Genomic DNA, 23,430 nt, shown 5'->3' with positions numbered 1-23,430 from the left:
GAGCCTTGAAAGCACACCCTCAGCTGGAGGCGGGCGGAACAAGGCGAAAAGACAAAAGGGCGATGAGGCACAAAGCGGCGAAAGATCCCGCTACGACGCCAGCCCAGCCGGCCATCGCGAAAACCAATCCGAGCACAAGCGTCCCGGCCAGCCCACCTACGTAATAGGCCGTCAGATACAAGCCGCTTGCGGCGGCGCGATCGCCCATGGCGACGCTTGAAACATAGCCGGTCAGCGCGGCTTGGGCGGCGAACGTGCCGATGCCGACAAGGGCCAGTCCTGCAAGCACGGCAGAAAGGTTGGCGGGCACGGTTAAAACCAGGCCGACAGCGGCAATCCCAAGCCCAACAAAAAGCCCGATGCGCATGCCGTAGCGCGCCACGAGCGGTCCTGCGAGCGGGGTGGTGATCATGGCGGGCAGAAAGACGAGATACACAAGTCCCAGCTGGCCAGTGGAGAGTGTGAAGCCTGGTCCGGCAAGAAGGAAATTCACATAGGTGAAGATCCCAAGAAAGACGAAGAGGATAAGAAAACCGCCCAGGAAAGCGGCCGGCAGGCCGGGTGTTGAAATATGTGCGCGCCACGCCTGTAGCGGCGGCGCCAGAACCATGCCTCGGCTGGGCCTTTTTAGGCTTGGTCGAAGATAGACGTAGGCGATCGCCGCGCCGACCAAGTTCAGCACTGCGAAGATATAGAAGGTCTCCGCCGCACCGATCCACTCCGCCACATTGGCAGAAAGGATCCGTCCGGCGAGATTGCTGGCGACATTGCCGGTAATGTAAGCGGCCAACGCGCCCGCCGCTTCGTCGGGCGTGCACTCTTCGGCCAGATACGCCATGGTCAGGGTGAAAGCTGCAGCCATGCAGAGCCCCTGTGCGACCCGCAGAGCTGCAAAGCTCGTGATATCGCCCGCGTGCACCAGCAGCGCGGTCGGAACCGCGAGAACCACAAGTGAAAGCCATACCCCCAGGCGTCGGTCTATCCGCCGCGCCACGAGCGCTGTGATCAGACTGCCAGCGGCCATACCGAACGTGCTAGCGTTGACAGCCGAAGCCATGGACGTCGCGCTGACCTCGAAGGTCGCGGCGAGGGCCGGCAGGATCGCTTGGGCAGCAAACAAGTCAATCAAGGTGAGGAAGGCGATTAGCCCGATCATCATGCCGCGCTTGAGCGCGCCTGTATCGGACGGCGTCGCCAGTGGTGACGAAATCGGCTTCATCGCCGGACGCTCCCAGCGAAGATCAGGACAAGGCCGGTTGCCGTCACAGCCGTCAGCCCGCCCATGATGTGCCAACTTGTCGGCGCGCCGGTGTGCTCGGCGAGCCGGACGGCGGTGACGGCCGCCGCCAGAAACGCACCGGTATAGCTGGCGGAGACTGCAACTGCTGCGTCGGTTGAACCGGCCCGGATGGAGGTCCACGTCATAAAGAGACCGAGCACGCCCAACATGCCTGACGCGCCTCCCACCAGCGTCATGAGCGCTACGTAAAGGCCCCTGGCTGGTTCGCGCGAGGCCTCAGGTACGGCGGCCGCGTGAAACGGGAGATAATCCTGCGCAGTGGCGTACAGCGCACCAAACGCGACAAGGAAAAGGCCGATCACGGTCAGCAAAATAACGCCTATCCAGTGGAATAGGGAGCGCATGGATCAGGGTTTCCAGGGAGGTGATGGGATAGCGCAGTGTGCATAATCGTGTGCGCCTGGCTGACCGGAACTCGCCGGCCCACCAGGCGCGCTTCTGATTACATGTTGTCGTCGTCCATCATCTCGAACGGGACGACGTCGGTGGAGACCGCGATCACCGGCTCGTCGGACGGGTTCGACCACCAATGCGACACGCCCGGGCCAAAGGCCGGCGTGGTTTCACCCTCGCGGTGCGTTATCGGGACATCGCAGTAGGAATTGTATTCCACGAGCTCGCCGGACACGATGTAAACGATCCCCGGACGGTCTTCATGGCTGTGCAGCGGGACGATGCCTTGCGGCGGCACTGTCACGGTGCGCAAGCGCAGCATGAAGTTGCCCTGCTCGCGCCACCCGCTGATGTCGACAGTGGCCGCTAGGACACCATCATAGACGGGCCCGACATCGGCGGTCAGATCACGGGGCGTGTCGCGCACATGGTCGGCTGGGCATTCGCCTGCGAAGGCCGGGGTGGAGGCACAGCCGATCATTACGACGCCAAAGAGCGCATGTTTTAACATTTTATAGCCTTTCCAAGCAGGAGATGGACGATATGAGAGAGCACAGAGGGCAGGCCGCTCGACGGCCTATTGTTCCGCTTCGCCGGGCTTCGCCGCGACCAGCGCAGCGCGTATGAGTCCAAAAGACAGCTCAACGCCGAGGCGCTGCTGTTCCAGAGACCGGTGAACCATAGCGTTTGCGAATTCGGTGACGCCGTCGCGCAAGGCGTTTGGATCTGATGGGTTTGAGCAAAGCTCGACAAGTGCGGTGAGGTCGGACAGCGCATCCTTAAAATGCTCACCTTGGCGGCGGCCGCATTCGGAGCTGACCTCAACGAGGGCTTCATTTATCGAACCGACCGCGCGAAGGCGCTCAGAGCACATGTCGACCGCCACCTTGATTGAGGCTTCACTAGACCGCCAGTCGTTTGCTTGCGCGGTGCTCGTTTCCGATTTCGGCGCGGAGCCTTGCTTGGTCATCTGGTTTTCCCTGTATTTGAGGTGCGTTGGACGTGGTCAACACCGACTGAATACGGGAAAGGGACGCCGCGTTAAATATCGCAACGTGAATGGGTTCTATTCACGCCTGAGAACACAGAAATTGATAATTGACAGGATCGTGATCTTCTTATCAAAAACAAGTGATAACCAATCAATCTACTTAAAAGCTGCAACACTGATGAACCAGAACTCCCTCGCGGACGCGCTGAAGGCCGTGACCGAAACTGGAGAGACGATAGATCCGGAGATCAGGCCGGCTGTGGCAGCGTTCATTGATAATCTGAAAGCGGCGGCGGCCGGGCGCTCAGCGCCGGCGGTGGGCTCGATAATGCCGGACTTTTTGCTGCCGGGTCCCGGAGGACGGCTCGTCAGCCTTGGCGATTACCTGACCCGTGGGCCGGTCATCGTCACCTTCTTTCGCGGCCGCTGGTGTCCTTACTGCACGCTGACAAAAACGAGGATGGATCAGGCCGTCGGAGCTGCAGCCGAACGCCGCGTCTCGCTTATCGGGGTAACACCGGAGCGACCGGACCTATTGCGTAGCGTCTGTCCCGGCCCTTCCATAGATGTCGTCTGCGACGTTGACAACGGCTACGCTCTACAGCTCGGTCTCACCGTGCTCATCGGGGGCAAGCTGGCAAACCTTTACCGCCGCCTCGGCGTCGACCCGGCCGCTGATCAACCAGGGGCAAGCTGGCTGGTGCCGATCCCTGCCTCGTTCCTCATCAGCGCCGATGGGGTGATTCTTAAACGGCATTTGGATGTCGATTTCCGCAATCGATTGCCGCTGGAAGACTTTATAGCCCACCTCGCCGATCAGCCAGCAAGTTGAAAGGGGGGGCGCAAGCCGTCCTGATCTGATTGAGAAATGCGGCCGCTGATAACGACTGCGGGCGCCCGGACACGGTGTAGGCGTTGACGTCGCGCCTTAAATCAAGCGCCGGGCAGGACTTGCGCACGAAACCCTGCATGGTTGATGCGCTGGCAGGAGCGATAATGGCCCCGTGGCGGCCCCTGGCGATTTCCCCGATATCTTGGCCGCCGTCGATGACGTTGGCGCCGCGAAACCCCTCCAAATTAGCGCTTAGCCAATCCATCAGTGGATCAAGCGTGTCGCAGCCCACATTCAGAAACAAGGGCCGGCCCGACAACGCCTGCAGCGTGAGTGCATCTTGGCTAGCTAAGGCGTCGCAGGCCTCGACGAAAACGGCCAGTTCGTCTTCGAACAGGCGGGCGACGTTAAGGCGATCCCACCCTTCCATGAAGCGCCCCGCGAGTGCGATTTCTGCGCGCCCGCCCTTTAAGAGCCCTAGAACATAGCTGTTCGTACCTCGGTTGATACGCAGCTGGAGGCCGGGAAAGCGGCGGTACAATTCGCTGATGGCGCCTATATACAAGGCTAGGTCCACGCCATTGGCGACCCCGAGAGACAACGGCGTGATCGCCTCGTCGTTCACCGCGCGTGCAAGAGATTTGGCGAATTGGGCGTTGTCATATGATCTTCGAAGGAACGGCAACATGCGCTCGCCAAGATCGGTCAAATGCGTGTACTTGCCTTCGCGCCGCAACAGCGCGCCGCCCAGCTCCTGCTCAATCGCGCGCACGGCGCGGGTGAGTGTGGGCTGCGAGACGTCGCACTGCTCCGCAGCGCGCGTAAAATTCAGCGTCTTGGAAACTGCGAGAAAATACTCGACCTGCTGCATGTCCATTGATCAGGTCCCCACAAGCATCATGCTGCCCTGATTATCAGTGTGTGGATAGGCGGAAGTGTCAAGCATCAGCGCCGCGCACACGATCGGTGACCCGAGACCCTTCAGTCCCTCGTTTAGGTGGTGTCAGACTAACGCGAACTGGTCTCCGAAATCACGACGCGCAGCCTCATGCAGCCAGAAGCTGACGCCACTCTGCGAGCGCCGCGTCGCGGAGCGATTTGAAGCGAGGTCGGCGTTCTAGGGATCGGTCGTGGTTGAAGTGGTTGTGGACGGAGGCGTGGGCGGCGACGAACTTCTGCAGACTTTGCATCTGTCTGAACCGCGCCATCGCCCGCTCTCGCCTTCGGAACGGCAGGTGTGAGTTTTCTGCGCGGTTGTTTTCATGGCGGCCCGTGATCTGCCTGGCCGCGTTGCCGATCTCATTCATGGCCGCTCGATATGAGCGCAGCCGATCGGTCACAACCTCTTCAGGCCGACCGTGCCGCTTCATCGCTTTCTTCAGGAACTTCAATGCGGAGGCCTTGTCCCGCTTCTTTGTAACGAAGGATTCCAGCACTTCTCCTTCGTGATCGACGGCGCGCCATAGGTAATGCGTCTCGCCGTTTATCTTCACAAAGACCTCGTCGAGATGCCAGCGCCATTGGGTCACCTGGCGAAGCTGCTGGGACCGGCGTTTGCGGATCTCGCGCGCCATCAAAGGCCCGAACCGGTTCCACCAGAACCGAACCGTCTCGTGGCTGATGTCGATACCGCGTTCGTGGAGCAGGTCCTCGACGTTGCGCAGCGACAGCGGGAAGCGGACATACATCATCACCGCCAAGCGGATGATCTCAGGCGAGGTTTTGAAATATCGGAACGGATTGCTCATCGGAGAACGCTACGGAGCCGGGCAGGGCGGCTCAAGCGGTTTTCCTCTGACACCTCCTCTTAAACCAGACGCCGTGATCCGACGCGTGGCCGGTGCGACGAATTACAAATGAACCGCTCATTTCAGCCACTGTCCTGGTTTGCTTTCCTGGCTAAATCGCGGGAATGCACCGACCAACTCTCGGCGACTGGCATCAGAATATATTATGTCCATCGGAGCCTATTTGGTTGTAGGCTTTCGGATGTCGGGCTTGGGGAGGGGACATGTCAGAGATTGAGCATCGCTACCGTGTGTTCATCAGCTATAACCACCGCGATGTCTCGTGGGCGGAATGGCTCGAGACCAAGCTTGAGGGCTACCGCATTCCCCGCGGTCTGGAGGGACGCAGCCAGGTTTTTGAGACCCTTCCAAAGCGCATCAAGCCGGTCTTTCGTGACCGCTCCACGGCCGCCGCAGGGGGGGATTTGCCGGACCGGGTTCGCGAGTGGCTCGACGGCTCTGAAAGCCTGATCGTCATCTGCTCGCCAAACTCTGCGGCGCCCAACGCCGAGACGGGCACGCATTGGGTCAATGAAGAGATCGAGCACTTTCGTGCGACCGGAAAGGGCCACCGGGTCTTCGCGCTGATCGTTGACGGTGAGCCTGGCGCGGGCGACGCCACAGAAGCCTTCCCCCCGGCCTTTCGGGAGACCGAGCCGGCCGCCGCAGACGCGCGCGACCATGCGGACGGCAAGAACCTCGCCTTTATGAAGCTCGCCGCTGGGCTCTTGGGCGTTGAGCTGACGGAACTTCAGGACAAACAGAACGGGGAGGATCAGAAACGGGCAAGGACCGCGCGACGTGTGGCGGTGGGGTTCGCGGCGCTTACGGTCATCGCCGGGCTTGGCCTTTGGATCGCTGCGGCGAATTACTGGGATGCGCAGAGGAACCGCGCGAACACGCTGGCCGCGTTTGCGGACCAGGAGGCTGACGCTGGAAGATATGAAACGGGGATACTTCTTGCACTTGCGGGCACAGATGCCGGTGAGGGAGTGGTGAGACCAGAGAGCGCTCACCTTAACTCTCAGCTAGGTCGCGCATTACTCAATTTTATACCTGAGGCCATTCTCGCTGGACATGAAGGAGCCGTAAGGCATGCAAAATTTTCACCGGACGGGACGCGTATCATAACGGCCTCCAGCGATGGAACCGCGCGCTTGTGGGATGCGCGCACGGGTCAAACCCTTGCTGTGCTAGGTCAAAGCCAAGGCGCGGTCATTCATGCAGAGTTTTCGCGAGATGGGCGCCGGATCGTCACAGCGTCCGTCGACAGCATCACAGTGTGGGATGCTCAGAGCGGTGACGCGCTATTCTCACATCAAAACAGCACGCTTCACGCAAGTTTTTCACCTGATGGGCGACAGGTCGTTTCCGTATCCGCACCTAGTGGCAACGTCTGGTCATTATCATCTGAAGTAACCGTTTTTGATTCACAAAATGGTGAAATAAAATTTATACTTTCTGGTCCGGGGCAGTTATTCACTTACGCTGAATTTTCTCCAGACGGACAGCGCATTATTACAGCAGAAAAGGAATCTGCAAGGGTTTGGGACGCGCACACCGGTGAGCCTGTCGCTGCGCTTGTAGGGCACTTCGACGGCGTTTTAGCTGCAGCCTTTTCGCCAGATGGGCGGAGGGTTGTCACAGTGTCTCCGGACACCACCGCGCGAGTGTGGGACGCCGAGACCGGTGATGTTGTTTCCGTACACCGAGGTCACACAGATTGGGTCGTGAGCGCTGCGTTCTCGCCGGACGGATTGCAAATCGTTACTGCATCTAGCGATAGCACGGCGCGTGTTTGGAACGCTCAGACTGGTGAATTGCGCTTTACTCTCGCCAATCGTGAGGGCGCTGTTGTTTATGCTGCAGAGTTTTCGCCTGACGGGCGGAGAATTCTGACGGCGTCCGGTGATACCGCGCGGATTTGGGATGCGCAAACGGGCGATGAGCTTGCCTTGCTGAGCGGTCACGCGGGGCCTGTCCTGCATACGGAGTTTTCGCCGGACGGGCGCATGATTTTGACTGCATCATCAGATGGTATTGCACGTTTATTTGATGGTCAGGCCATTGGCCCTGCTGCCGTGCTTTTCGGTCATACGGAGAGCGTGAGGTTTGCAGAGTTCTCACCAGATGGAGAGAGAATCGTGACAGCGTCGTTTGACGCTACCGCGCGGGTTTGGGATGCGCAGACGGGGGATGAGGTCACCGTACTCGGCGGCCACTCAAATTCCCTCAAGCATGCCGCGTTTTCACTTGACGGGCGGCGGATCTTGACGGTGTCCGGTGACATCGCGCGAGATTACACCGCGCGAGTTTGGGATGCGCAGACTGGGAATGAGCTCGCCGCGCTTGCCGGTCACGGATCATTTATCACGCATGCCGCGTTTTCGCCTGACGGGCGGCGGATCTTGACGGCGTCCGGCGATTACACCGCGCGAGTTTGGGATGCGCAGACGGGGGATGAGCTCACCGTACTCGCCGGCCACATAGAGGGGCTCAACCATGCCGCGTTTTCGCCGGATGGGCGCCAAATTGTTACAGCATCCACCGACAAAACTGCGCGTGTGTGGGACGCGCAATCAGGTGCCGAGCTCGCCGTGCTTGAGCGTCATATAGCTAGCGTTCGGTATGCAGAGTTTTCTCCAGACGGCCGGCACATGCTGACACTTTCGTGGGACAATCCGGATAGAGGAGTAAGGTTTATCGGGGAGGCAAGCGTTTGGGACATATCCACTGGTGAAATAGTTGCGGTGCTAGGTGGTGACGAAAGCCCGGTCCATCAAGCGGCGTTTTCGTCCGACGGTCGTTCGATCATTACTTCCGGCAATGGAACCGCGCGTATTTGGAACGTGCGGACTGCCGACACGCTTCTCGTGCTTTCAGGCGGGATAGAAAGTGCAATTCTATCACCCGATGCGCGGACTGTCGTAACTATGTCAAATGATAATACAACGCGTTTATGGGACGTGCAGACCGGTGAAGCACTCGTGGCGCTGCGGGGGCCTTCGCGGGGCGGCTTTAGCCAAATTTCACTAAATCACGTTGATATCTCACCTGATGGTCGGCGGGTTGTTGTAGCGTCTGATGATAACGCTGCGCGGGTTTGGGATGTCTCCGACCGGCAGCTGGAGGGGCGTGCACTCGTCGAAGCGGCTTGCGATCGCTTGCCCGCCGGCCGCCGTTCGCTCACCGCAGATGAGTCCCGCCGTTTCCTTGGCAGCTCGGACCATCCCGACGCCGCGCCGTGCGAGCGGGTCGGACCGCTTTCGCCGCGCTATTACACCAACGCGGTTGGCGGCTGGTTCGCCTCCGTCATAGCGCAAGCAAACCCTGGGCGCAGTCAGACCGGCGGCGCAGCGCTGCAGCCTCAGGAGTCATCTCCATGAGGTTTCTGGTGAGTCTGGGCAGCTTTTTTATCCGGCACTTTTTCACCGGACTCCTTGTGCTGCTTGCGATCGCGACAGTTGTTCTAGGTGTCTGGGGGTGGCATCGAGAGCTGGCGCCGGTTGCAGGGGGCGGGGCCGTGCAGGACGTCGCTCAGCGGTGGGGGCAGATCGTTTACCGCACCCTGCGGGCGTTCGTATTCGGCGATGAGTACGCCGGCGGTCAGAGGGATCAGCTGTCTGGCCTGGGCTGGCAGCTTGAGATCGCTCGCCTGACCGGAGCCCTTGTGGCGTTCAGCGCGGTTTTGCGGGCGCTTTACACGCTCTCACGGGGGCCTCTGCATCGTCTCTCGGCCGAGTTTCGCTGGGGCCATGCGGTCGTTCTGGGCGACGCCCCGCTTGCGCGCAAATTCGCCGAAGCCTGGCGCAGCCGGCGCCGCGGCGCGGTAACGCACCACACCGACCAGCTTGAGTTTGACCGTGACGGGATTCTATCCGTGCCGCGCGACGCGCGCGTTCAGACCGGCCTGACCAAAGGCAGCCTTCGCGGCTCGGATCGCGCCGTTATCGCCGAAATGCACGAGGAGTCGGCGGCCGAGACCGCGCTTGCGATCGCCCGGATGAAGCCGCGCTTGCCGGTCTTTGCTCTGGTGCGCGACGCTTGGCTCGCCAACCATGTCCGCCATAGCGTTGAGCCGGCCGAAGGTGAGGCCTGGAAGGGAGATTTGCTTATCACGATATCTGAACATGCGGCGGCGGCGCGCGCGGTCTTCACGCGTCATCCGCCGCACCTGCTTGCGGTGCGGGCCGGTCAGGACCGGGTCCATATCCTGATCGCCGGCTTTGGCGGGCTCGCCGAGGCGCTGATCCGGGATCTGTTGCACACCAATCTTGTGGGCGGGCAGCAACGACCGATGGTGACCGTGCTGGACCATGACGCGACGGCCAAAGCCCAGGCGTTCGCCGCGCGCTATCCGGGCGTAGCGGACTACTACGATATCGCCTTCCTGGCCTGCGACGCGCGAACCATGACGCAGGACGCCTGCAGCGAACTCACGCGGCGCAATGGATTGGCTCGGTTCACCTCTGTCTACATTACCACCGGAGAACGGGGTGCGCCGCTATCGGTCGCCCTGGCGTTACAGGAGCGCGCCCGCCGGGACGGGCTGTTCTCCGCTCCGATTTTTGTGGCGGCCCGTGACGGCGCGGGACTGCCCACCCATCCTGGCGGTGTCAATCTTGCCGCCAGCGCGCTTGTTCCGTTCGCGAGCTGGGCCGACATCATCGCCGCGAGCGGCCTTGTTGACCGTGAACCGGACAAGCTCGCCCAACAATTTCACGCCACCTACCTTGATATGGACCCGTCAGGAGAGGCGGGCAGGCCCTGGGCTGAACTGAAGGAGCGATTCCGCAATTCGAACCGCCGCGCCGTGGCCCATGCGCCTGCCAAGCTCGCGAGCCTTGGTTTTGACATCGAGCCGCTGACGCGCGGCGATCTGAGCCCGTCTCGCAGGCCCACCATTGCAAAAGGCGTTGCTGTCTTTCGAACCGCGAGCGAACTTATGGCGGTGGCCCGGCTGGAGCATTCACGCTGGATGGCGGACCGCTTGCTTGACGGGTGGCGCTATGGCCCCGAGCGTGACAATGACCGGCGGCTGCATCCCAATCTGGTGCCCTTTGAGGAGCTTGAGGCGGAGATCGCAGCCTATGACATCAGGCTATCGGCTCAGCTGGCCACCTGGGTCGAGAAGAAACCAGGCGGGCTTGTTCGCCTGAAGGGCTTTCAGACGCCGACGCCGGAACTTGAAGAGGACCGCGCGGCGGTGGATGCAGCCGGCGTCAGTGATGCGATAGGCCGATAGCCGTGACCTGAGCCCTTCGGGTCCCTCGTTTATTTCGAGAGTCTGAGCCTTTCATTGTCCATGGTTGGAGAGGTGGCGAGCGTGCCGGGAGCGGAGCCCTCAGCTGGAAGTGTCAGAAGAAAATTCTGTACTGAATTCATCGGCGGCATTGCGAAATTGGCACCACCAAGAATCAGGTGGTTACGCCCTCTGAGCCGAGGGATTTGAACAAAGATTTTCCGGCCAAAATTTTAATCTGACACCTCCCTCGGATGACTTCGGGTCGAAGAAGACGTTTGGCTGGTTGGTGCCCCGGTCGATGGCGGGGCAGCCGAGCTCGGTGAACCAGATCGGCTTGGACTGCGGCGCCCACGCCGTCGGCGAGCCGCTCTCCACGCCGCCCGGGCGGTCGTAATGCGGGTTCGACCACCAGGCGCGCAGATCCTTGTAGCGGAAAACCCAAGGCTTGCCGGCGGCTCCGTCGGTGATCGCGGTGCGGACCTGCGCCGAGCGATCCGCCGCGCTGGCATAGAACCAGTCGAAGCCTTCGCCGCCCGCGATGTTCCCCTGCAGGTAGGCCCGGTCGTAGATCGCGGGCCAGCCCTCGGCAGCGTCGAGATGCTCGAAGCCGTCCCGCCAGTCCGAGAGCGGCATGTAGTTGTCGATTCCGACGAAGTCGATCTCCGGATCGGCCCAGAGCGGGTCGAGGTGGAACAACACGTCGCCCGAGCCGTCGCCCGGCTGATGCCCGAAATACTCCGACCAGTCGGCGGCGTAACCGATCTTCGTCCCGGATCCGAGGATCGACCGCACATCCGCGAGGAGGTCCCGATACGCCTGCACCGCCGGATAGCTGCTGGCGCTCGAGCGGATCGTGGTCAGTCCCGGCATTTCGGTCCCGATCAGGAAGGCATCGACCCCACCCGTCGCTGCGCAGAGATGGGCGTAGTGCAACACCATGCGCCGCATGCCCCAGTCGCCGGATGGCCCGGTCCACGAAACCGACTGGCCGGAGACGCTGAAGCTCGCGGGCGTGGCCGCGCCGAACAGCGCCGCGACCTGGCTGGCGGCCGTGGTGGTCTTGTCCACGGTCCCTGCGAACCCCGCTGCAGGCGAACAGGTTATCCGCCCCCGCCAGGGGAAGGCGGGCTGGCCGGTCTCGGCGGCGTTGTCGGAATACGGGTTCGGCAGCGTATTGCCGGGCGGCACGTCCATCAGGATGAACGGATAGAAGGTCACGCGCAGTCCGCGCGCCTTTATCTCTCGGATCGCTTCGAGCACCGCAAAATCCGACGGTGTGCCGCCGTAGACGGGTCGGTCCTGATCATCGCGGCTCACGACATGCGCGTCAGCGCGAACGACACCATTCACGGTCCAGATCAGCGGGTCGGTTGTTTTCTCCGGGACTTCGACACCGGGCTTCACCTTGCAGGGCCCTGCGCGCAGATCGTCGCCGAACCAGGCCACGACGAGGCTGACGCTCTCGACCGCCGGGGCCATCGCCTGCAGCCGGTCGAGCGCTTCGACCATGTCGGTGGAGTCAGCCAGCGCGTTCAGGTTCTCGGGCACCGTCGCGCCGCCATCGGTCTTGCGGATGGCCTGCGTCGCATAGGTGAACTCGCCCGAGGCGGGGATCATGGTGACGGCGCGGGTCAGCCCCTCGGCGGTGTCGGGATCGGCGAGCGGGCGGAACACCTCGAAGGAGAGCTGCGGCAGGCGATTGCCATAGGTCGCGAGCGCCAGCTCCTCGAAGACCACATAGGCCGTGCCCCGATAGGCGGGGGTGTTCGACGCGCCCATCTTCGCGGCGATGAAGGGATCAGCGGTCTGCGACTCGTCGCCGGGGTACCAGCGCCAGGTGACGCCGGAGAGGTCCATCGGTTTGCCGTCGGCCCAGATGCGGCCGATGCCGGTGATCGGCCCTTCGCAGAGCGCCACGGCGAAGCTCGCGTAGTACAGATACTCGGTGGTCTTGACCTTGCCGCCCCCGCCGCCTTTGCCGCCGCCCTGCGTCGTGGTCTTCGTCTCCTCGCGGAAATCCGTCGCCCAGATGATGTTGCCGCCCATGCGCATACGCCCGTAGAGCCGCGGGATGACCGCGCCCTCGGTGGCCGAGGTGATGCGCAGCGTGTCGAGCCGCGCGCCCTCGATGCGCTGCGTGGGCGCCAGCGACGAGATGATCCAGCTGTCCACGACCGAGCCGATGCTGGAGCCGATGAAGCCCCCGATGGTCGCGGCGCTGACGCCGAGGATCGCGCCGCCGATCGAACCGCCAATGGCGGCGCCGGCCGCGCCGAGAACAAGGGTGGCCATGTCGGGGGTCTCAGCGTTGCGGGAACAGGAAGGCGAAGGCGATGCGCCGCCGCCAGGGGTGGGTGAGCGGTTCCTCGATCACGCCGAGCCGCTCGTAGGCGTGGAGGAAGGTGGCGGGGCCAGTCAGGATCCCGACGTGCTTGGCAATGGCGCGGGGCTTCATGCGGAAGAGGACCAACGCACCGGGCCCGGCCGCCGCCGGTTCCACCTCGATCATCATGGCACCCGCGCCCTCGGCCATCACCTCGCGCGGGCCCGTCTCGCCCCAGTCGCGGCTGTAGGGCGGGATCGGGAATGGCTCGGGACCGACGATCTCGCGCCAGACGCCGCGGGCCAGCCCGAGGCAATCGCAGCCGACGCCGCGGAGGCTCGCCTGGTCGTGGTAGGGCGTGCCGAGCCAGGAGCGCGCAATGGCGACGACGCGCGCAGGGTCGGCCAATGCGAGAGGTTGCGTCACAGCACGCCTCCCTCGTGGCCACCATCCTTGGTGGCGTATCGCAGCACCGCGTCCTGGCCGGGGATATGCGGGAAGCCGCGGAAGTTGGCGGTGTTCGCGAACTTCGCCGCGCAGGTTTCCATGCGCTTGTCGCAGCCCGCGCGGATGGTGAAGGCGTCACCCTCGGTGATGGCCCGCACCGGCGCCTCGAGCAGGGTCAGGATCGCCACGCCGTCCGTGACGTCATGGCCGAGCACCTCGGTGCGCCGTCCTGCGTTCGCGCCGCTCGTCCAGTCCAGCGTGCCGAAGGTGAACCAGCCGGAGGCGAAACCGCCGAGGCCCGAAGCGGTGAAGGCGCGGTCGCGCAGGAGATCGATCACGGCACCGGTGCCCTTTAATTCGGAAACCTCCAGATCGACGCCGCAGCGCGCGTCGCCGAGCGCGGCATCGCAGGTCGCCTGGAAGGTCCGCCCGACCGTCTGGCTGAGAACATGGGCCAGCGAGCGGACCTCTGCGACGAAGGCGAGCCGCCCGCGCCGGATCTGGCCGATGGCCCCGCGCCGCAGCAGCACGCGCTGGCCAGTGTCAGCCCAGTTAACCCGCCAGACCTCGACCTCGGCGTTGTCCCAGCGGCCGTCGAGGATGTCGGTCTCGGTGATCCGCTCCGAGGTCAGCACGCCCTCGGCGTCCTGCGCATCGACAGACAGGTCCGAGCCCGACCGCACCTCGGAGGCCGTGAGCCCGCTTTCGGGCTCGAAGTCCGTCCCGTCGAAGCTGAGCGTCCGGTCGTGGTCGGTGAAGCCGAAGGTGACGCCATCGGCCCGGGCGATCCGCCAGCACCAGGCGAGCGTGGTCGTGCCCTCGTCGAGATGGACCTGCAGGGCGGGATCGAGGGTCTTCATCGGCGCAGTTCCAGCAGCGGAATGGAGGTGATCGAGCCGAGCCGCTCGAGGTCGAGCGTCACGTCGAGCGCATCGGTGTCGAAGCGGACCGGCACGTCGAACTCGAAGCCCGCGGTGATCGCGACGCCGGCGCCCGGCGCGGCGCTGAAGGTGACGACGCCGGTCGTGGGGTCGACCGACCAGCCGGAGCGCTGCTCGACCCCGCCGAGGGCGATGCGCACAGTGCCCGCCACCGGCTTGGCGATGGCGCGCGTCCAGGATTGCGCGCCCGAGGCGTAGCGCTTGACCAGCTGGAAGGCGGTCGTCGCGCCGTCGCCGGTGCCGATCGCCTGGTCGGTCGGCGATGGCGTCTGGGACGGCAGGCAGGACTTGTGGTCGCCCCAGTCCTTGAAGCGGAAGCCATGGAGGCGGCCGTTGCGCGCCTCGAAGAAGGAGACCACGGCCGCCAGATCGTCCGCGCGGCGGATGCCGTAGGCCACATCATAGCGGCGGCGGCTGTTCGCCCAGCTCGCGTTGCGTTCCTCGTCGCCCGAGGCGAGCTCGACGATCTGCGTGCGCCGTTCCGGCCCACCCCGTGCGCCGCGGCTGATATTGTCGGGAAACCGGACCTCGTGAAACGCCATCAAGTTTCTCCTTGGTTCGTGCTCTGGCCCCCGCAACCGGTTCCCACTTGCGGGGTCGCACTCACATGCCCCTCCGCCCGAGCGACACGGCGCGCGCGATATCGGCCGCGACCTGCGTGCGGGACTGCCGGAAACTCTCGGCGTCACGCGCCATGATGGTGACGTTGACCCCGCCGCCCGCGCCGTAGGTCTGCGCCTCGCGCCGCGACAGCACCCGCTCACCGCGCTGCAGGATCGCGGGCACCTCGTCGTGGCGAAGTCCCGCCATGCCGCCGCCATGCATGCGGGGCGCGGCGGCAAAGGCCATGGCCGGGACCATGCGCGAGGGCCCCGCGGACCCCACCATCCCGCCCGCATGCAGGACGTTGGCAAAGATGCCGCCCGCACCGGCAAACACGCCGGAGAGCGCATTGGCGATCGGCCCGAGGATGAACCGGCGCGCCGCGAGCTGGGCGAGATCGGCGAGCAGCGAGGTGACAAGGTCGCGGAAGTTCAGCTTGCCGGTCTTCACGAACTGGCCGACCGCGTTCTCGGCCGACTGGAAGGCGCCGACGAGGCTCTGGCCGATATCGCCGCCGATCTGGCGCGCCTTGCTGGCGTAGTCTGAGAGCGCCGCCGTGACCGCCTGCCAGCCGGTGACGGCGGCCTCGGTCGCGGGCTCCGCGGCAGCGGCGGCGGCTCCGGCCGCCGCGCCTGCATCCGTCGCGGCGCGTCCGGCATTGCCGAGCGCCGTCTCGAGCCGCTCCGCCGCTCCCGTAGCCTCGGTCAGCGCATCGGCACTGGCCTCATCGGTGCCGCGCACGGCATCGCGCAGGGCCTGCCAACTTTCCAGCGGCGCACGGGCGCCCTCGGCCAGATCGCGCGCGGCGCCACGATAGACGTTAGCGGACGCGAGCGCGCGGTTCGCCGCCTCGGTCAGGCCGAGATCGGGCGCGGTGAGCGGGTTGTCCTCGAAGGCCCGGTCGAACGCCGCCTGCGCCGCCGTGGTGGCGGCACTGGCCGCGCCCTCGAAGCGGTTCTCGATCTCGCCGAGGTCGAGGTCCGGCACCAGCGAGATGCGGCGCTCCGACCCGAGGGCTTCGAGCCCCTGATTGATGCCGCCGATGAAGCCGTTGATGCGCGAGACCACGCCGTTCAGCATCGCCTCGACGCCCTCGACCAGGCTGTTGGCCGCCTGGAACGCCAGATCGCCGATGGCGGCGGGCAGCAGACCCCAGATCGCCTTGATTGCCTCGTAGGCGCCTTCAAACGTGTTCGCGGCGGTGTTGCCGAATCCGACGACGCTCTCGATGGCGCTCTGCATACCCGACGCGGCATCGGCCTTCAGGTCGAAGAACATCGCCGTGGCGGCTGCACCCGCCGCTGAAGCGCCCATCCTGATCCGCTCCCAGACCTCGACCGCGAGGTCCTTCAGGAGCGTCATCGCCTCGCCGAACCCGCCCGCACCCGAGACGAGGCGCGTGAACTGGTAGACGAGCTCACCCGCGCCGACGATCAGCGCCCCGATGCCGGTGCGGATCAGCGCGCCGCGCAGGACGACCAGCGCCGTGGCGAGGCCACGGACCGAGAGCGCGGCGGCGGCCATGCCAGCCACCCATCGGCCCGCGAGGAAGGCTGCGAAGGTCGCAGCATAGGTGGTGAGGCGGCCGATGTTGTCGAAGAGCCCGCGGATCGCGATGCCGAGCGGGCCGGTGCGGCTGGCGACCGCCGCCATGGCATCGGCGACGGCCTCCAGCGCGGGAGCCGCGGCGACGGCGAGCTGGTTCGACAGCCCGCGCCAGATCAGTCCGAGCCGGGAGATGGCATCGTTCGTCCGCTCGATCTGGTCAGCGTCCTGCTCGGAGACGACAACACCGAAGGCGAGCACGTCCTCGGTCGCCTGGCGCAGCGTCGCGGTGTCGATCCGCGACATGGCGATGGAGCCTTCCTCGCCGAAAAGCTGACCTGCCACGGCCGCGCGCTCGGCGGCAGGGACGAAGTTCTCGATGGCCGCGTTGATCGCACCCACGCGCTGGTCCAGCGGCAGCGCGATCAGCTCGTTGACGGAAAGGCCCAGCCGGTCGAGCGCGTCGGCTGCGGGGCCGGTCCCGGCGGCCGCCTGGCTGAGACGGCGCGTCAGGTCCTTGGTCGCCTGCTCGATGCCGGACATGGAAACGCCAGCCAGTTCGCCCGCGCGCTCCAGCGTCTGGATCGAGGCTACGGTGGTGCCGAGGGACTGGGCGAGCTTGGCCTGCGCATCGACGGTCTGCAGACCGGAGCGGATCATCGCCACGCCCGCCGCGGCGGCAGCTGCAACTGCGGCAGCAGCGGCTACGGCAACGCGACGGGAAAACGCCGCTAGCCTCGCGTTCGCCGCCTCCATCTCCCGGCTGAGCCGACCGAAGCCGCGCGACCCGGCCTCGCCGACACCTTCCAGTTCGGCGCGCACCTGCCGCCCGCCCACGGCCGCGAGGCGGACGCTGACCCTCTTCTCAGCCATGGGAGTGATCCATCTGTTCGTTGAGCTTGGCGACCATCACCGCCTCGATGACGGGCAGCAGTTCGGCCATGGCGAGTGGCGGCACGCCAAGAGCATCGCCAAGCGCGAGCGCCGCTGTCAGGTCCCATCCGATCACCGCGCCGGGCAGCACACGCAGCTGGCCGCCGAGGCGTCCGACGAGGTCCCAGACCTGCCAACCCTCCGGTGTTTCCGGACGGTTCAGCCGCGCCGGGCAGTCCGGGCAGGTTTGCTCGCGGCCCTCGCAGGGTGCGCAGGCTTCGCAGTAGCGCTCGCCCCCGCCGAAGGACCATTCGGCGAGAGCGCGGAGGCGTTTTTTTCCTGTTCCAGCAACAGACCCTTCGAGACGTAGGTCAGCTGGAAGGCTTCGAAGATCGGCCAGACGTCGAGCAGCGCATCGATGGCCTCGGAGCTGGGATCGATGGGATTGCCGTCGGTGTCGCCGATGCCCTCCCAAGCGAGCACCACCCGGCGGGCCAGCGCCTTGGCGAAGGCGACCGCGCGCTCCTCGTCGGAGGCTTCCTCGGGGATGGTTTCGACCGCAGGATCGCTGCGCGTCGCGACCATCAGCGCGGTGGTCAGCGGGCGCAACTGCACCCGCACGCCGGGTGCCAGATCATGCCAGCGCGGCGCGTTCGTCAGGTCAAGCGTCAGCATTGTCAGTACGTCTCCACGTCGTTCACGAGGGTTGCCGTGCACATCCGGCCGACCACGCTGTCGCGGGCGGCCTGCCAGTCGAAGGTCGCCTGCACGCCCTGCGGCCCGGAAATCTCGATCCGCGGGCGCGGCAGGTAGACGGCGTGCACCGTGAAGGTGAAGCTCTCGCCCGAGGGCAGGACGTAGGCGAACTCCATCTCGCAGGCCTCGCCGTTGATGGCTTGCGTCACCAGCGTCTGGTCGGCGAAGCGCACCTCGATCCGGCCGGTCAGCGCGGCAATGGATGGATCCGCGCCATCGATGCGGCCGTCCGAGCGGATGGTCTCGATCCTGTCGAGGTTGTTGGCGTAGGTGATCTCGGCCGAGACCACGTTGCCGAGGGCCGAGCCGTTCCGCGTGATCGCCCCGTTGAAATGGCCGAAGCGCTTCAGCTCCAGCGCGGCGGGCGTGCCGGCGTTGGTGGTCGTGCCCACCGTCTCGCCCTGCGCCACCAGCCGTGCGGTGGCGGTCAGCAGACCCGAGCGCTGCATCTGCCAGGTGATCTGGTCGAGCACGCAACCGGAATACATCGCGTAGCGCGGCACCTCGGGCATGCCGGTTTCGATCGACATCGAGGGCAGCGTCCACGACCCCGACTGGAACTCGTGCGTCCAGGGACCGGTGCCGGTCGTGGTCGGCGCCCCGAAGGCGGCCTTCAGCCAGAACCCGAAGGCCTCGGCGTCGAGCGGCACGACGACATCGCCATCCGCCGTCACCGCGTCCTTGATCGGTGCCAGCGGATCGCGGCCGTAGCCCAGCAGCTCCGAGTTCAGCAGCGGCTGCTCCGCCCCGAGCGAGGTGCTGGCGAAGGACATGCGGGTGAAGCCGCTGGCGGGCGGCGTTCCATAGGTCGTCTCGAACGCAAGCGCCATCAGCGCCCGCGCCCCCTGGGCTCGTGCCATGGTTTTCTCCTCGGGTTATCGGGATCAGCCGAGCGGGTCGGCCGTGGAATAGTGCAGCACCACCGGGATCACTGCGGCCTTCAGGCTCGCCGCGCCCTCGACCGGCAGATCGACGGCCCGCGGCGCTTCCGCCTCGACCCAGTCGCAATGGCCGCCCAGCGTGCGGTCGGCAGCGATCGCCGTGCCGATGCTGGCGCAGAGCGTGTCGAAAGCGGCGTCGCGCTCTGTGCCCTGCACGACCGCCTCGATCTCGGCGCGGTGCTGGTAGTGGTAGCGTAGCGGCGAGAGGGTGACCTCAGGCTCGCCCGGCTCCCCGTCCCGCAGGATCAGCAATCCCTCCGCCGGGACGCGCTCGGGCAGGACGTCACCGCGCAGGGTGGTGGCGGACAGCGCCGAGAGCCGCGCGTGCAGCGCGGCGAGGATGGTTTCGCGAGGGGTGGGCATGAGAGCTCCGACACGCGTCAGCGAAGACGCCGATATTCTCAGTATCGTCTATGGGCGCGCAAGACTACGCCGACAGGCGCTCCATTGTCTGGGTCTACGGCGACGACAACTCGGGTCTTCGGTTCTTTCAGGATCTTGATTGCATCGAAAAAGGACGATCCTGCCGGCATAGACCGGAAGCCATCCGTGACCGCCGAAATACTCAAGACGTCTTCGACGGTGTGATCATTCAGGTCGATCATGCCTTCCAGTTCGAGAGCTTTGGTTGCCATGAAAAGCGCTAACTGCTGGTGCGTGATTGCCCCGACAATGCCGCCATTCTCCATGCATACGAATGCGGCGCACGTTTGTGCTGCTTCGCATACGAGACCGACGAGCTTAGTTGTCCTTTCTACGACCTCGAACTTTTGATCAGCCCTGCTCGCCAACGTGACAGGTGCGGATCCCGCCAGATTTGGTCGGGAGCGCATCACAACACTTACGGTTGAGTGATGCCGCATCCATTCGGCCGTTACTTGGCAACGAAGTTCCACCAACTTGATGATCTTCGAGTGCAGGTCAGGGACGTTCATGTCCAGGATTGGCTCATGATGCGCGACCCTGTTTCTCAGGCGGTTGATCTCTCTTACAAGAACTTGGATTTCATGGCGCCCTTCGCCGTGGGCAAGGCCAGGGAATGCGATGTTGGCCTTGGTTCGCCACAGATTTGCATACTCGTTGCGAAACAGGTTGGACCAGAAGTCGAAGGTGAGCTCCGCGATCACTTTGCCCCGCTCGTCTGAACGGGCTCGTTCGATTGCCTTTTCCAGAGCTCCCAGGCTTTCGGGCGTCAGAACATTGTCGCGAAAGTGGGCATCCTGATGCCACGCTGCTCCAAACATCTGCAGCAGGACGCCATCCACGGCGTTGCGCAGGGTCACTTCCCCCACGCTCAGAGGGAACAGGAACGATTTCGCAAGCCTTGAGTTGTATAGGTACAGCGCGAACGCGAAGGTCGCGTCTCCACTGGCTTTTTTGAGATAGGTTGCGAATCTTGGCTCAGAAAGCGACGCCTTGAGTGAAGCGATCGTTGCTGCATCGTACGGGTATGGAACTTGACTCTCAGCCATCGCGGCGGTACATACCCTTCCAGAGCAGTCGAACTGGCCCCACTGGCTCTTGCTACGCGCCGTCGACATCAGATTAAAGCACCAGGTCGGGCAAGTCCCCACCTGGTGTTTCTACTTTGACGACTTTGTTACGCATTTTCAATGGTTCACACGAACCCGCGTCACCCGAGCTTCCCCTCAACCCAATTCGCCACGATCAGTCCCGGCACACTGTCGAACGCCCTGTCTGCATCCCGGGCCAGATCCAGCCGCTTCGGCAGCTTGACCTGCGGCACCAGCAGGAAGATCGGCGCGGTGACCTTTCCGCGCCCTGTCTTGGAGCGCGACACGACCGCCTGGCCCTTCGTGTTCAGTCGCCCCTCCGCCACCAACAGGCTCGGACCCGTCCGGCGATAGACAAAGCGCAGGCGCAGCCCGCGTCGCCGCTCCCATTCGCCGGGCGTGATCCTGCCGCCGCGCAGGGACTTGCCTGCGGCTGGCAGCGGGATCGCCAGCCAGAATCCATTCTTCGAGCGGATCAGCGGTCCGGTGTCATGCGCTCCGACGATGACCGGGGCCTTCGACCAGACCAGCGCGGCGGCGTCCAGGCTCTCGCCCGACCTCGGGAAGCTCTGGCTGCGGATCGAGTTGGCCAGCCGCGGGCCGAGCCCCGCGCCGGTGATCTGCAAGCGCCAGGCCGACTTCAGCCCGGTCCCGGCCTCGCGCATGGCGGCCGTCACAGCGCGCTCGCCCGCCGCAACTTCGGCCGCCATCATCGCGACGATGTCGGGATCGATGTCGAGCTTCAGTTTCACGCGGGCCTCAGATCCACGGTCCAGACCAGCCGCTCGCGGTCGCGGACGGGTTCGCCCTGAATGAGGAATGCCTCCCCGTTGATCTCGATCCTGTCGCCGGGGCGCGGGTTCGCCACCTCGGCAACGCGCAGGTCGATCCGGGTGGCCTCGGACCAGAGCCGCGCATCGCCGAAGTCGGAGACGACATCCGCGCGCCGGGCGACGGTACGGACCAGAGCGGGCGTACCGCCGTCGGCGATGAAGACTGCGTCCCGGCCGATGTTCGGATCGGCGAAGAGCGCGTTGAGAGCGGATGCGAAAGCGCTGGTCATTGCTATACTGCTCCCATGAAACAGGAATCGATTTCAGAACGCCCGACGAAATTCCGGGTCATTCGGGCGCTGTCAGAGGCGTTCTCTCGTCAGCACCCAGACATCGCGCTCGACTTGAACGGTTACGCTGCCGATTTCCACGGCACCCTCCTTCCAGGGGTCTCGCCCGAGGATTTCGAAGGAGACCTGTCCTCTGGAGACGGCAACGAACTGGAGACCAAGTTCAGGGCGGCACACTCGTCATCGGGACTTGCGGTGAACTGCTTCGCGCCGTTCAGGCAGCGGATCGCCGATCTGACGATGCCGGGACACTCCGGGTTCGATACGCTGCAGTTCGAACGGAAATGCCCAACCGGTCTCCGAGGCGGGCGAGCACCCAATCTCGATGTCGTGCTGTCTGGCCCGAACAGTGTGTTGGCCATCGAGTCCAAGCTGACCGAGTACCTTTCGGCACATCGGGCCGATTTCTCGCCTGCCTACGAGGCGCAGATCAGGGATGCACGGCGCGACCAGGGATACTTTCGCGAGATGCTCCGTCTCCAGGATCGCCCGGATCATTACACTTGGCTCGACGCCGCACAGCTCATCAAACATTCGTTCGGTCTGGCTCGTAGCTTCCCCGACCGCCCCGTGACGCTGCTCTATCTGTTTTGGGAACCTGCGAACCCGAACGCCGGTCCCGAGTTCGCGGCCCATCGCGACGAGATAGATGAGTTCAGGGCGCGCGTGGAAGGATCGTCACCAGCGTTCGAGGCGATGAGCTATCCGGAGCTATGGCAATCCTGGCGCGACAGTGCCCCGACACCGGGATGGCTGAATGAGCATCTCGAGAACCTGCAGGGACGTTATCTGGTCAGCATCTGAGCGTTTCAGAACGTCGCGTTCAAGCGCACCCTGCCGATGGTGTCGCCCGCGCCGCTCGCCACCGCCTCGACGGCCACGCCGACGAGAGTGTTGTCGGTGGCGACCGTGGTGCAGCGCTTGTTGGTGTCGTCCCAGTACACCTTGGCGCCGACGGTCCAGGCCTGCGAGCCGATCTTGGTGAGGTCGAAGACGCCGGTGAGCGCGGCCTCGACGGTGGCGCCGCTCGCGGCATCGCCGGCCGCCACGCCGAAGATGGAGCCGACGAGCAGGCCATCGCCGGAGGTCACGGCATAGGGCGCGGTCAGTGTGAGGGTGTTGCCGGGCTGGACGTAGTTCTTCATCGCGGGGTCCTCTTGGATACGACGACGGGCGGCCCATCGGGACCGCCCGCTGCGTCAGGGATCAGGGTTCAGGGGTCGCCCGGCTCACGCGCCGGGGTTCTTGTAGAGGCCGCGCCAGTCGATGGCCTTGGCGCCGAAATCGAGGCGACACTTGATCTCGACCCCGTCGACGTCGAAGCCGTTGCGCGTCTCGATGTAGGCGCCCTGCTGGCCCTCGAGATAGGCGTACTCGATGGTGTCGATCTGGTTCGGGCTGGCCGCCAGATACCAGGCGGTCTCGCTGGCGGCGTCGAGGCGCGGCTCGCTGATCGGCGCGAGCGTGCGGATCGACTGCGGCACCACGCTGGAGGTCGCGGCGGGAACCAGGTTCTGCGCGACCAGCTGCTCGGCCTTCAGTTCCAGCGAGGCGGGCACGATCAGGAAGGCGGGCCGGACGTTCAGCACCGTCTTCTTGTCGAGGCCGGTCTGCTTGGCCATCGCCGCGCGGGCCGCGCCCACGCTGCCGACATCGAGCGCCGCGCCGGTGCCCGCGAGGTTCTTGTGCGTGGTGTGGAACAGCGCGTTGCCATCGGCCATCGCCGGGTTGGCGGTGATGATGCCCCAGACCACGTCCGACTCCAGCTGGGCGATGGAGTTGCCGTGAGCTTGACCCCGTTTTCGGGCCACGGGGA

At 64.6% G+C, this 23,430-nt stretch carries 22 protein-coding genes and 2 pseudogenes; 4 read left to right on the top strand and 20 right to left on the bottom strand.

Annotation, left to right across the window (positions count from 1 at the left end; genetic code table 11):
• Positions 1–19: 19 nt before the first annotated feature.
• The 4 genes from ACWCOP_RS07985 to ACWCOP_RS07970 all read right to left on the bottom strand — a co-directional run bounded on the left by ACWCOP_RS07985 (position 20) and on the right by ACWCOP_RS07970 (position 2,663).
• Entirely contained in the window at positions 20–1,219 is a 1,200-nt protein-coding gene (locus tag ACWCOP_RS07985) for an MFS transporter (RefSeq protein WP_478247756.1), read from the bottom strand.
• Positions 1,216–1,611 carry a hypothetical protein gene (locus tag ACWCOP_RS07980; RefSeq protein ID WP_478247755.1) on the bottom strand — a complete coding sequence of 132 codons (396 nt, stop codon included), beginning with the start codon at positions 1,609–1,611 and terminating at the stop codon, positions 1,216–1,218. Before ACWCOP_RS07980 ends, ACWCOP_RS07985 begins: the two co-directional genes overlap by 4 nt.
• 131 nt (positions 1,612–1,742) lie before the next feature.
• Positions 1,743–2,174 (bottom strand): cupin domain-containing protein, encoded by a 432-nt coding sequence (locus ACWCOP_RS07975; RefSeq protein ID WP_478247754.1) that lies wholly within the window; start codon positions 2,172–2,174, stop codon positions 1,743–1,745.
• 96 nt (positions 2,175–2,270) lie between these two features.
• Positions 2,271–2,663 carry a hypothetical protein gene (locus ACWCOP_RS07970; protein WP_478247753.1) on the bottom strand — a complete coding sequence of 131 codons (393 nt, stop codon included), beginning with the start codon at positions 2,661–2,663 and terminating at the stop codon, positions 2,271–2,273.
• On the opposite strand from ACWCOP_RS07970, the gene ACWCOP_RS07965 reads away from it, so the two are divergent.
• Entirely contained in the window at positions 2,656–3,516 is an 861-nt protein-coding gene (locus ACWCOP_RS07965; protein WP_478247752.1) for a peroxiredoxin-like family protein, read from the top strand. The two genes, ACWCOP_RS07970 and ACWCOP_RS07965, sit on opposite strands and share 8 nt — an antisense overlap.
• Here ACWCOP_RS07965 and ACWCOP_RS07960 read toward each other — a convergent pair.
• Together ACWCOP_RS07960 and ACWCOP_RS07955 are read right to left on the bottom strand one after the other, a co-directional pair.
• Positions 3,482–4,393, bottom strand: coding sequence for a LysR family transcriptional regulator (locus ACWCOP_RS07960; protein ID WP_478247751.1), 912 nt, complete (start codon positions 4,391–4,393; stop codon positions 3,482–3,484). The two genes, ACWCOP_RS07965 and ACWCOP_RS07960, sit on opposite strands and share 35 nt — an antisense overlap.
• Positions 4,394–4,562: 169 nt before the next feature.
• Positions 4,563–5,264: an IS6 family transposase gene (locus ACWCOP_RS07955; RefSeq protein WP_478247750.1), complete on the bottom strand. Its 702-nt coding sequence runs from the start codon at positions 5,262–5,264 to the stop codon at positions 4,563–4,565.
• Positions 5,265–5,527: 263 nt separating this feature from the next.
• On the opposite strand from ACWCOP_RS07955, the gene ACWCOP_RS07950 reads away from it, so the two are divergent.
• Both ACWCOP_RS07950 and ACWCOP_RS07945 read left to right on the top strand, forming a co-directional pair.
• Positions 5,528–8,689, top strand: coding sequence for a TIR domain-containing protein (locus ACWCOP_RS07950; RefSeq protein WP_478247749.1), 3,162 nt, complete (start codon positions 5,528–5,530; stop codon positions 8,687–8,689).
• A gap of 137 nt (positions 8,690–8,826) precedes the next feature.
• Positions 8,827–10,548, top strand: coding sequence for a RyR domain-containing protein (locus ACWCOP_RS07945; RefSeq protein WP_478247748.1), 1,722 nt, complete (start codon positions 8,827–8,829; stop codon positions 10,546–10,548).
• Between the two features lie 246 nt (positions 10,549–10,794).
• On the opposite strand, the pseudogene ACWCOP_RS07940 reads toward ACWCOP_RS07945, so the two are convergent.
• The 12 genes and pseudogenes from ACWCOP_RS07940 to ACWCOP_RS07885 form a co-directional block, all read right to left on the bottom strand.
• Positions 10,795–12,840, bottom strand: a pseudogene (locus ACWCOP_RS07940) (baseplate multidomain protein megatron); the annotation flags it as partial.
• Between the two features lie 10 nt (positions 12,841–12,850).
• Positions 12,851–13,297, bottom strand: coding sequence for an NlpC/P60 family protein (locus ACWCOP_RS07935; RefSeq protein WP_478247747.1), 447 nt, complete (start codon positions 13,295–13,297; stop codon positions 12,851–12,853).
• Positions 13,294–14,178, bottom strand: coding sequence for a DUF2163 domain-containing protein (locus ACWCOP_RS07930; RefSeq protein WP_478247746.1), 885 nt, complete (start codon positions 14,176–14,178; stop codon positions 13,294–13,296). Before ACWCOP_RS07930 ends, ACWCOP_RS07935 begins: the two co-directional genes overlap by 4 nt.
• Positions 14,175–14,801, bottom strand: a complete 627-nt coding sequence (locus ACWCOP_RS07925; protein WP_478247745.1) for a phage distal tail protein, Rcc01695 family — start codon at positions 14,799–14,801, stop codon at positions 14,175–14,177. Before ACWCOP_RS07925 ends, ACWCOP_RS07930 begins: the two co-directional genes overlap by 4 nt.
• 61 nt (positions 14,802–14,862) lie before the next feature.
• Positions 14,863–17,280 carry a phage tail tape measure C-terminal domain-containing protein gene (locus ACWCOP_RS07920; RefSeq protein ID WP_478247744.1) on the bottom strand — a complete coding sequence of 806 codons (2,418 nt, stop codon included), beginning with the start codon at positions 17,278–17,280 and terminating at the stop codon, positions 14,863–14,865.
• A complete protein-coding gene (locus tag ACWCOP_RS07915; protein ID WP_478247743.1) occupies positions 17,273–17,431 on the bottom strand; it encodes a DUF7697 family protein in 159 nt (52 codons plus the stop codon). The genes ACWCOP_RS07920 and ACWCOP_RS07915 overlap by 8 nt, the downstream gene beginning before the upstream one ends.
• Before the next feature lie 68 nt (positions 17,432–17,499).
• Positions 17,500–17,955, bottom strand: coding sequence for a hypothetical protein (locus tag ACWCOP_RS07910; protein ID WP_478247742.1), 456 nt, complete (start codon positions 17,953–17,955; stop codon positions 17,500–17,502).
• Positions 17,956–17,957: 2 nt separating this feature from the next.
• Positions 17,958–18,896, bottom strand: coding sequence for a phage tail tube protein (locus tag ACWCOP_RS07905; RefSeq protein ID WP_478247741.1), 939 nt, complete (start codon positions 18,894–18,896; stop codon positions 17,958–17,960).
• A gap of 24 nt (positions 18,897–18,920) precedes the next feature.
• A complete protein-coding gene (locus ACWCOP_RS07900; RefSeq protein WP_478247740.1) occupies positions 18,921–19,340 on the bottom strand; it encodes an acyl-CoA transferase in 420 nt (139 codons plus the stop codon).
• A 38-nt stretch (positions 19,341–19,378) separates the two neighbouring features.
• Positions 19,379–20,449, bottom strand: a complete 1,071-nt coding sequence (locus ACWCOP_RS07895; protein ID WP_478247739.1) for a hypothetical protein — start codon at positions 20,447–20,449, stop codon at positions 19,379–19,381.
• Positions 20,450–20,610: 161 nt separating this feature from the next.
• On the bottom strand, positions 20,611–21,243 hold the full coding sequence (locus ACWCOP_RS07890) for a DUF6441 family protein (RefSeq protein ID WP_478247738.1): 633 nt from the start codon (positions 21,241–21,243) through the stop codon (positions 20,611–20,613).
• The gene (locus tag ACWCOP_RS07885) at positions 21,240–21,554 is read right to left on the bottom strand and encodes a head-tail joining protein (RefSeq protein WP_478247737.1); all 315 of its coding nucleotides are present in this window, start codon (positions 21,552–21,554) and stop codon (positions 21,240–21,242) included. Before ACWCOP_RS07885 ends, ACWCOP_RS07890 begins: the two co-directional genes overlap by 4 nt.
• A 15-nt stretch (positions 21,555–21,569) precedes the next feature.
• Here ACWCOP_RS07885 and ACWCOP_RS07880 point away from each other — a divergent pair, with 15 nt between their 5' ends.
• Positions 21,570–22,418, top strand: coding sequence for a PGN_0703 family putative restriction endonuclease (locus ACWCOP_RS07880; protein WP_478247736.1), 849 nt, complete (start codon positions 21,570–21,572; stop codon positions 22,416–22,418).
• Positions 22,419–22,423: 5 nt separating this feature from the next.
• Here the strand turns inward: ACWCOP_RS07880 and ACWCOP_RS07875 are convergent, their stop codons facing one another.
• Together ACWCOP_RS07875 and ACWCOP_RS07870 are read right to left on the bottom strand one after the other, a co-directional pair.
• A complete protein-coding gene (locus tag ACWCOP_RS07875) occupies positions 22,424–22,759 on the bottom strand; it encodes a DUF2190 family protein (protein ID WP_478247735.1) in 336 nt (111 codons plus the stop codon).
• Between the two features lie 84 nt (positions 22,760–22,843).
• A pseudogene (locus tag ACWCOP_RS07870) lies at positions 22,844–23,401 on the bottom strand (phage major capsid protein); the annotation flags it as partial.
• Between the last annotated feature and the right edge of the window lie 29 nt (positions 23,402–23,430).

The sequence above is a fragment of the Apolloniradiicaulis salifontis genome (assembly GCF_053756655.1).
Note: the sequence above shows the minus strand (reverse complement) of the source record. Positions and strands in the feature narration are given on the sequence as shown.

What these genes read in the sequence shown, in the direction of transcription:
- ACWCOP_RS07985 (WP_478247756.1), bottom strand. Translation starts at nt 1,219, where the DNA reads ATGAAGCCGATTTCGTCACCACTGGCGACGCCGTCCGATACAGGCGCG.
- ACWCOP_RS07975 (WP_478247754.1), bottom strand. Translation starts at nt 2,174, where the DNA reads ATGATCGGCTGTGCCTCCACCCCGGCCTTCGCAGGCGAATGCCCAGCC.
- ACWCOP_RS07970 (WP_478247753.1), bottom strand. Translation starts at nt 2,663, where the DNA reads ATGACCAAGCAAGGCTCCGCGCCGAAATCGGAAACGAGCACCGCGCAA.
- ACWCOP_RS07960 (WP_478247751.1), bottom strand. Translation starts at nt 4,393, where the DNA reads ATGGACATGCAGCAGGTCGAGTATTTTCTCGCAGTTTCCAAGACGCTG.
- ACWCOP_RS07955 (WP_478247750.1), bottom strand. Translation starts at nt 5,264, where the DNA reads ATGAGCAATCCGTTCCGATATTTCAAAACCTCGCCTGAGATCATCCGC.
- ACWCOP_RS07950 (WP_478247749.1), top strand. Translation starts at nt 5,528, where the DNA reads ATGTCAGAGATTGAGCATCGCTACCGTGTGTTCATCAGCTATAACCAC.
- ACWCOP_RS07930 (WP_478247746.1), bottom strand. Translation starts at nt 14,178, where the DNA reads ATGAAGACCCTCGATCCCGCCCTGCAGGTCCATCTCGACGAGGGCACG.
- ACWCOP_RS07925 (WP_478247745.1), bottom strand. Translation starts at nt 14,801, where the DNA reads ATGGCGTTTCACGAGGTCCGGTTTCCCGACAATATCAGCCGCGGCGCA.
- ACWCOP_RS07920 (WP_478247744.1), bottom strand. Translation starts at nt 17,280, where the DNA reads ATGGCTGAGAAGAGGGTCAGCGTCCGCCTCGCGGCCGTGGGCGGGCGG.
- ACWCOP_RS07910 (WP_478247742.1), bottom strand. Translation starts at nt 17,955, where the DNA reads ATGCTGACGCTTGACCTGACGAACGCGCCGCGCTGGCATGATCTGGCA.
- ACWCOP_RS07905 (WP_478247741.1), bottom strand. Translation starts at nt 18,896, where the DNA reads ATGGCACGAGCCCAGGGGGCGCGGGCGCTGATGGCGCTTGCGTTCGAG.
- ACWCOP_RS07900 (WP_478247740.1), bottom strand. Translation starts at nt 19,340, where the DNA reads ATGCCCACCCCTCGCGAAACCATCCTCGCCGCGCTGCACGCGCGGCTC.
- ACWCOP_RS07895 (WP_478247739.1), bottom strand. Translation starts at nt 20,449, where the DNA reads ATGGCTGAGAGTCAAGTTCCATACCCGTACGATGCAGCAACGATCGCT.
- ACWCOP_RS07885 (WP_478247737.1), bottom strand. Translation starts at nt 21,554, where the DNA reads ATGACCAGCGCTTTCGCATCCGCTCTCAACGCGCTCTTCGCCGATCCG.
- ACWCOP_RS07880 (WP_478247736.1), top strand. Translation starts at nt 21,570, where the DNA reads ATGAAACAGGAATCGATTTCAGAACGCCCGACGAAATTCCGGGTCATT.
- ACWCOP_RS07875 (WP_478247735.1), bottom strand. Translation starts at nt 22,759, where the DNA reads ATGAAGAACTACGTCCAGCCCGGCAACACCCTCACACTGACCGCGCCC.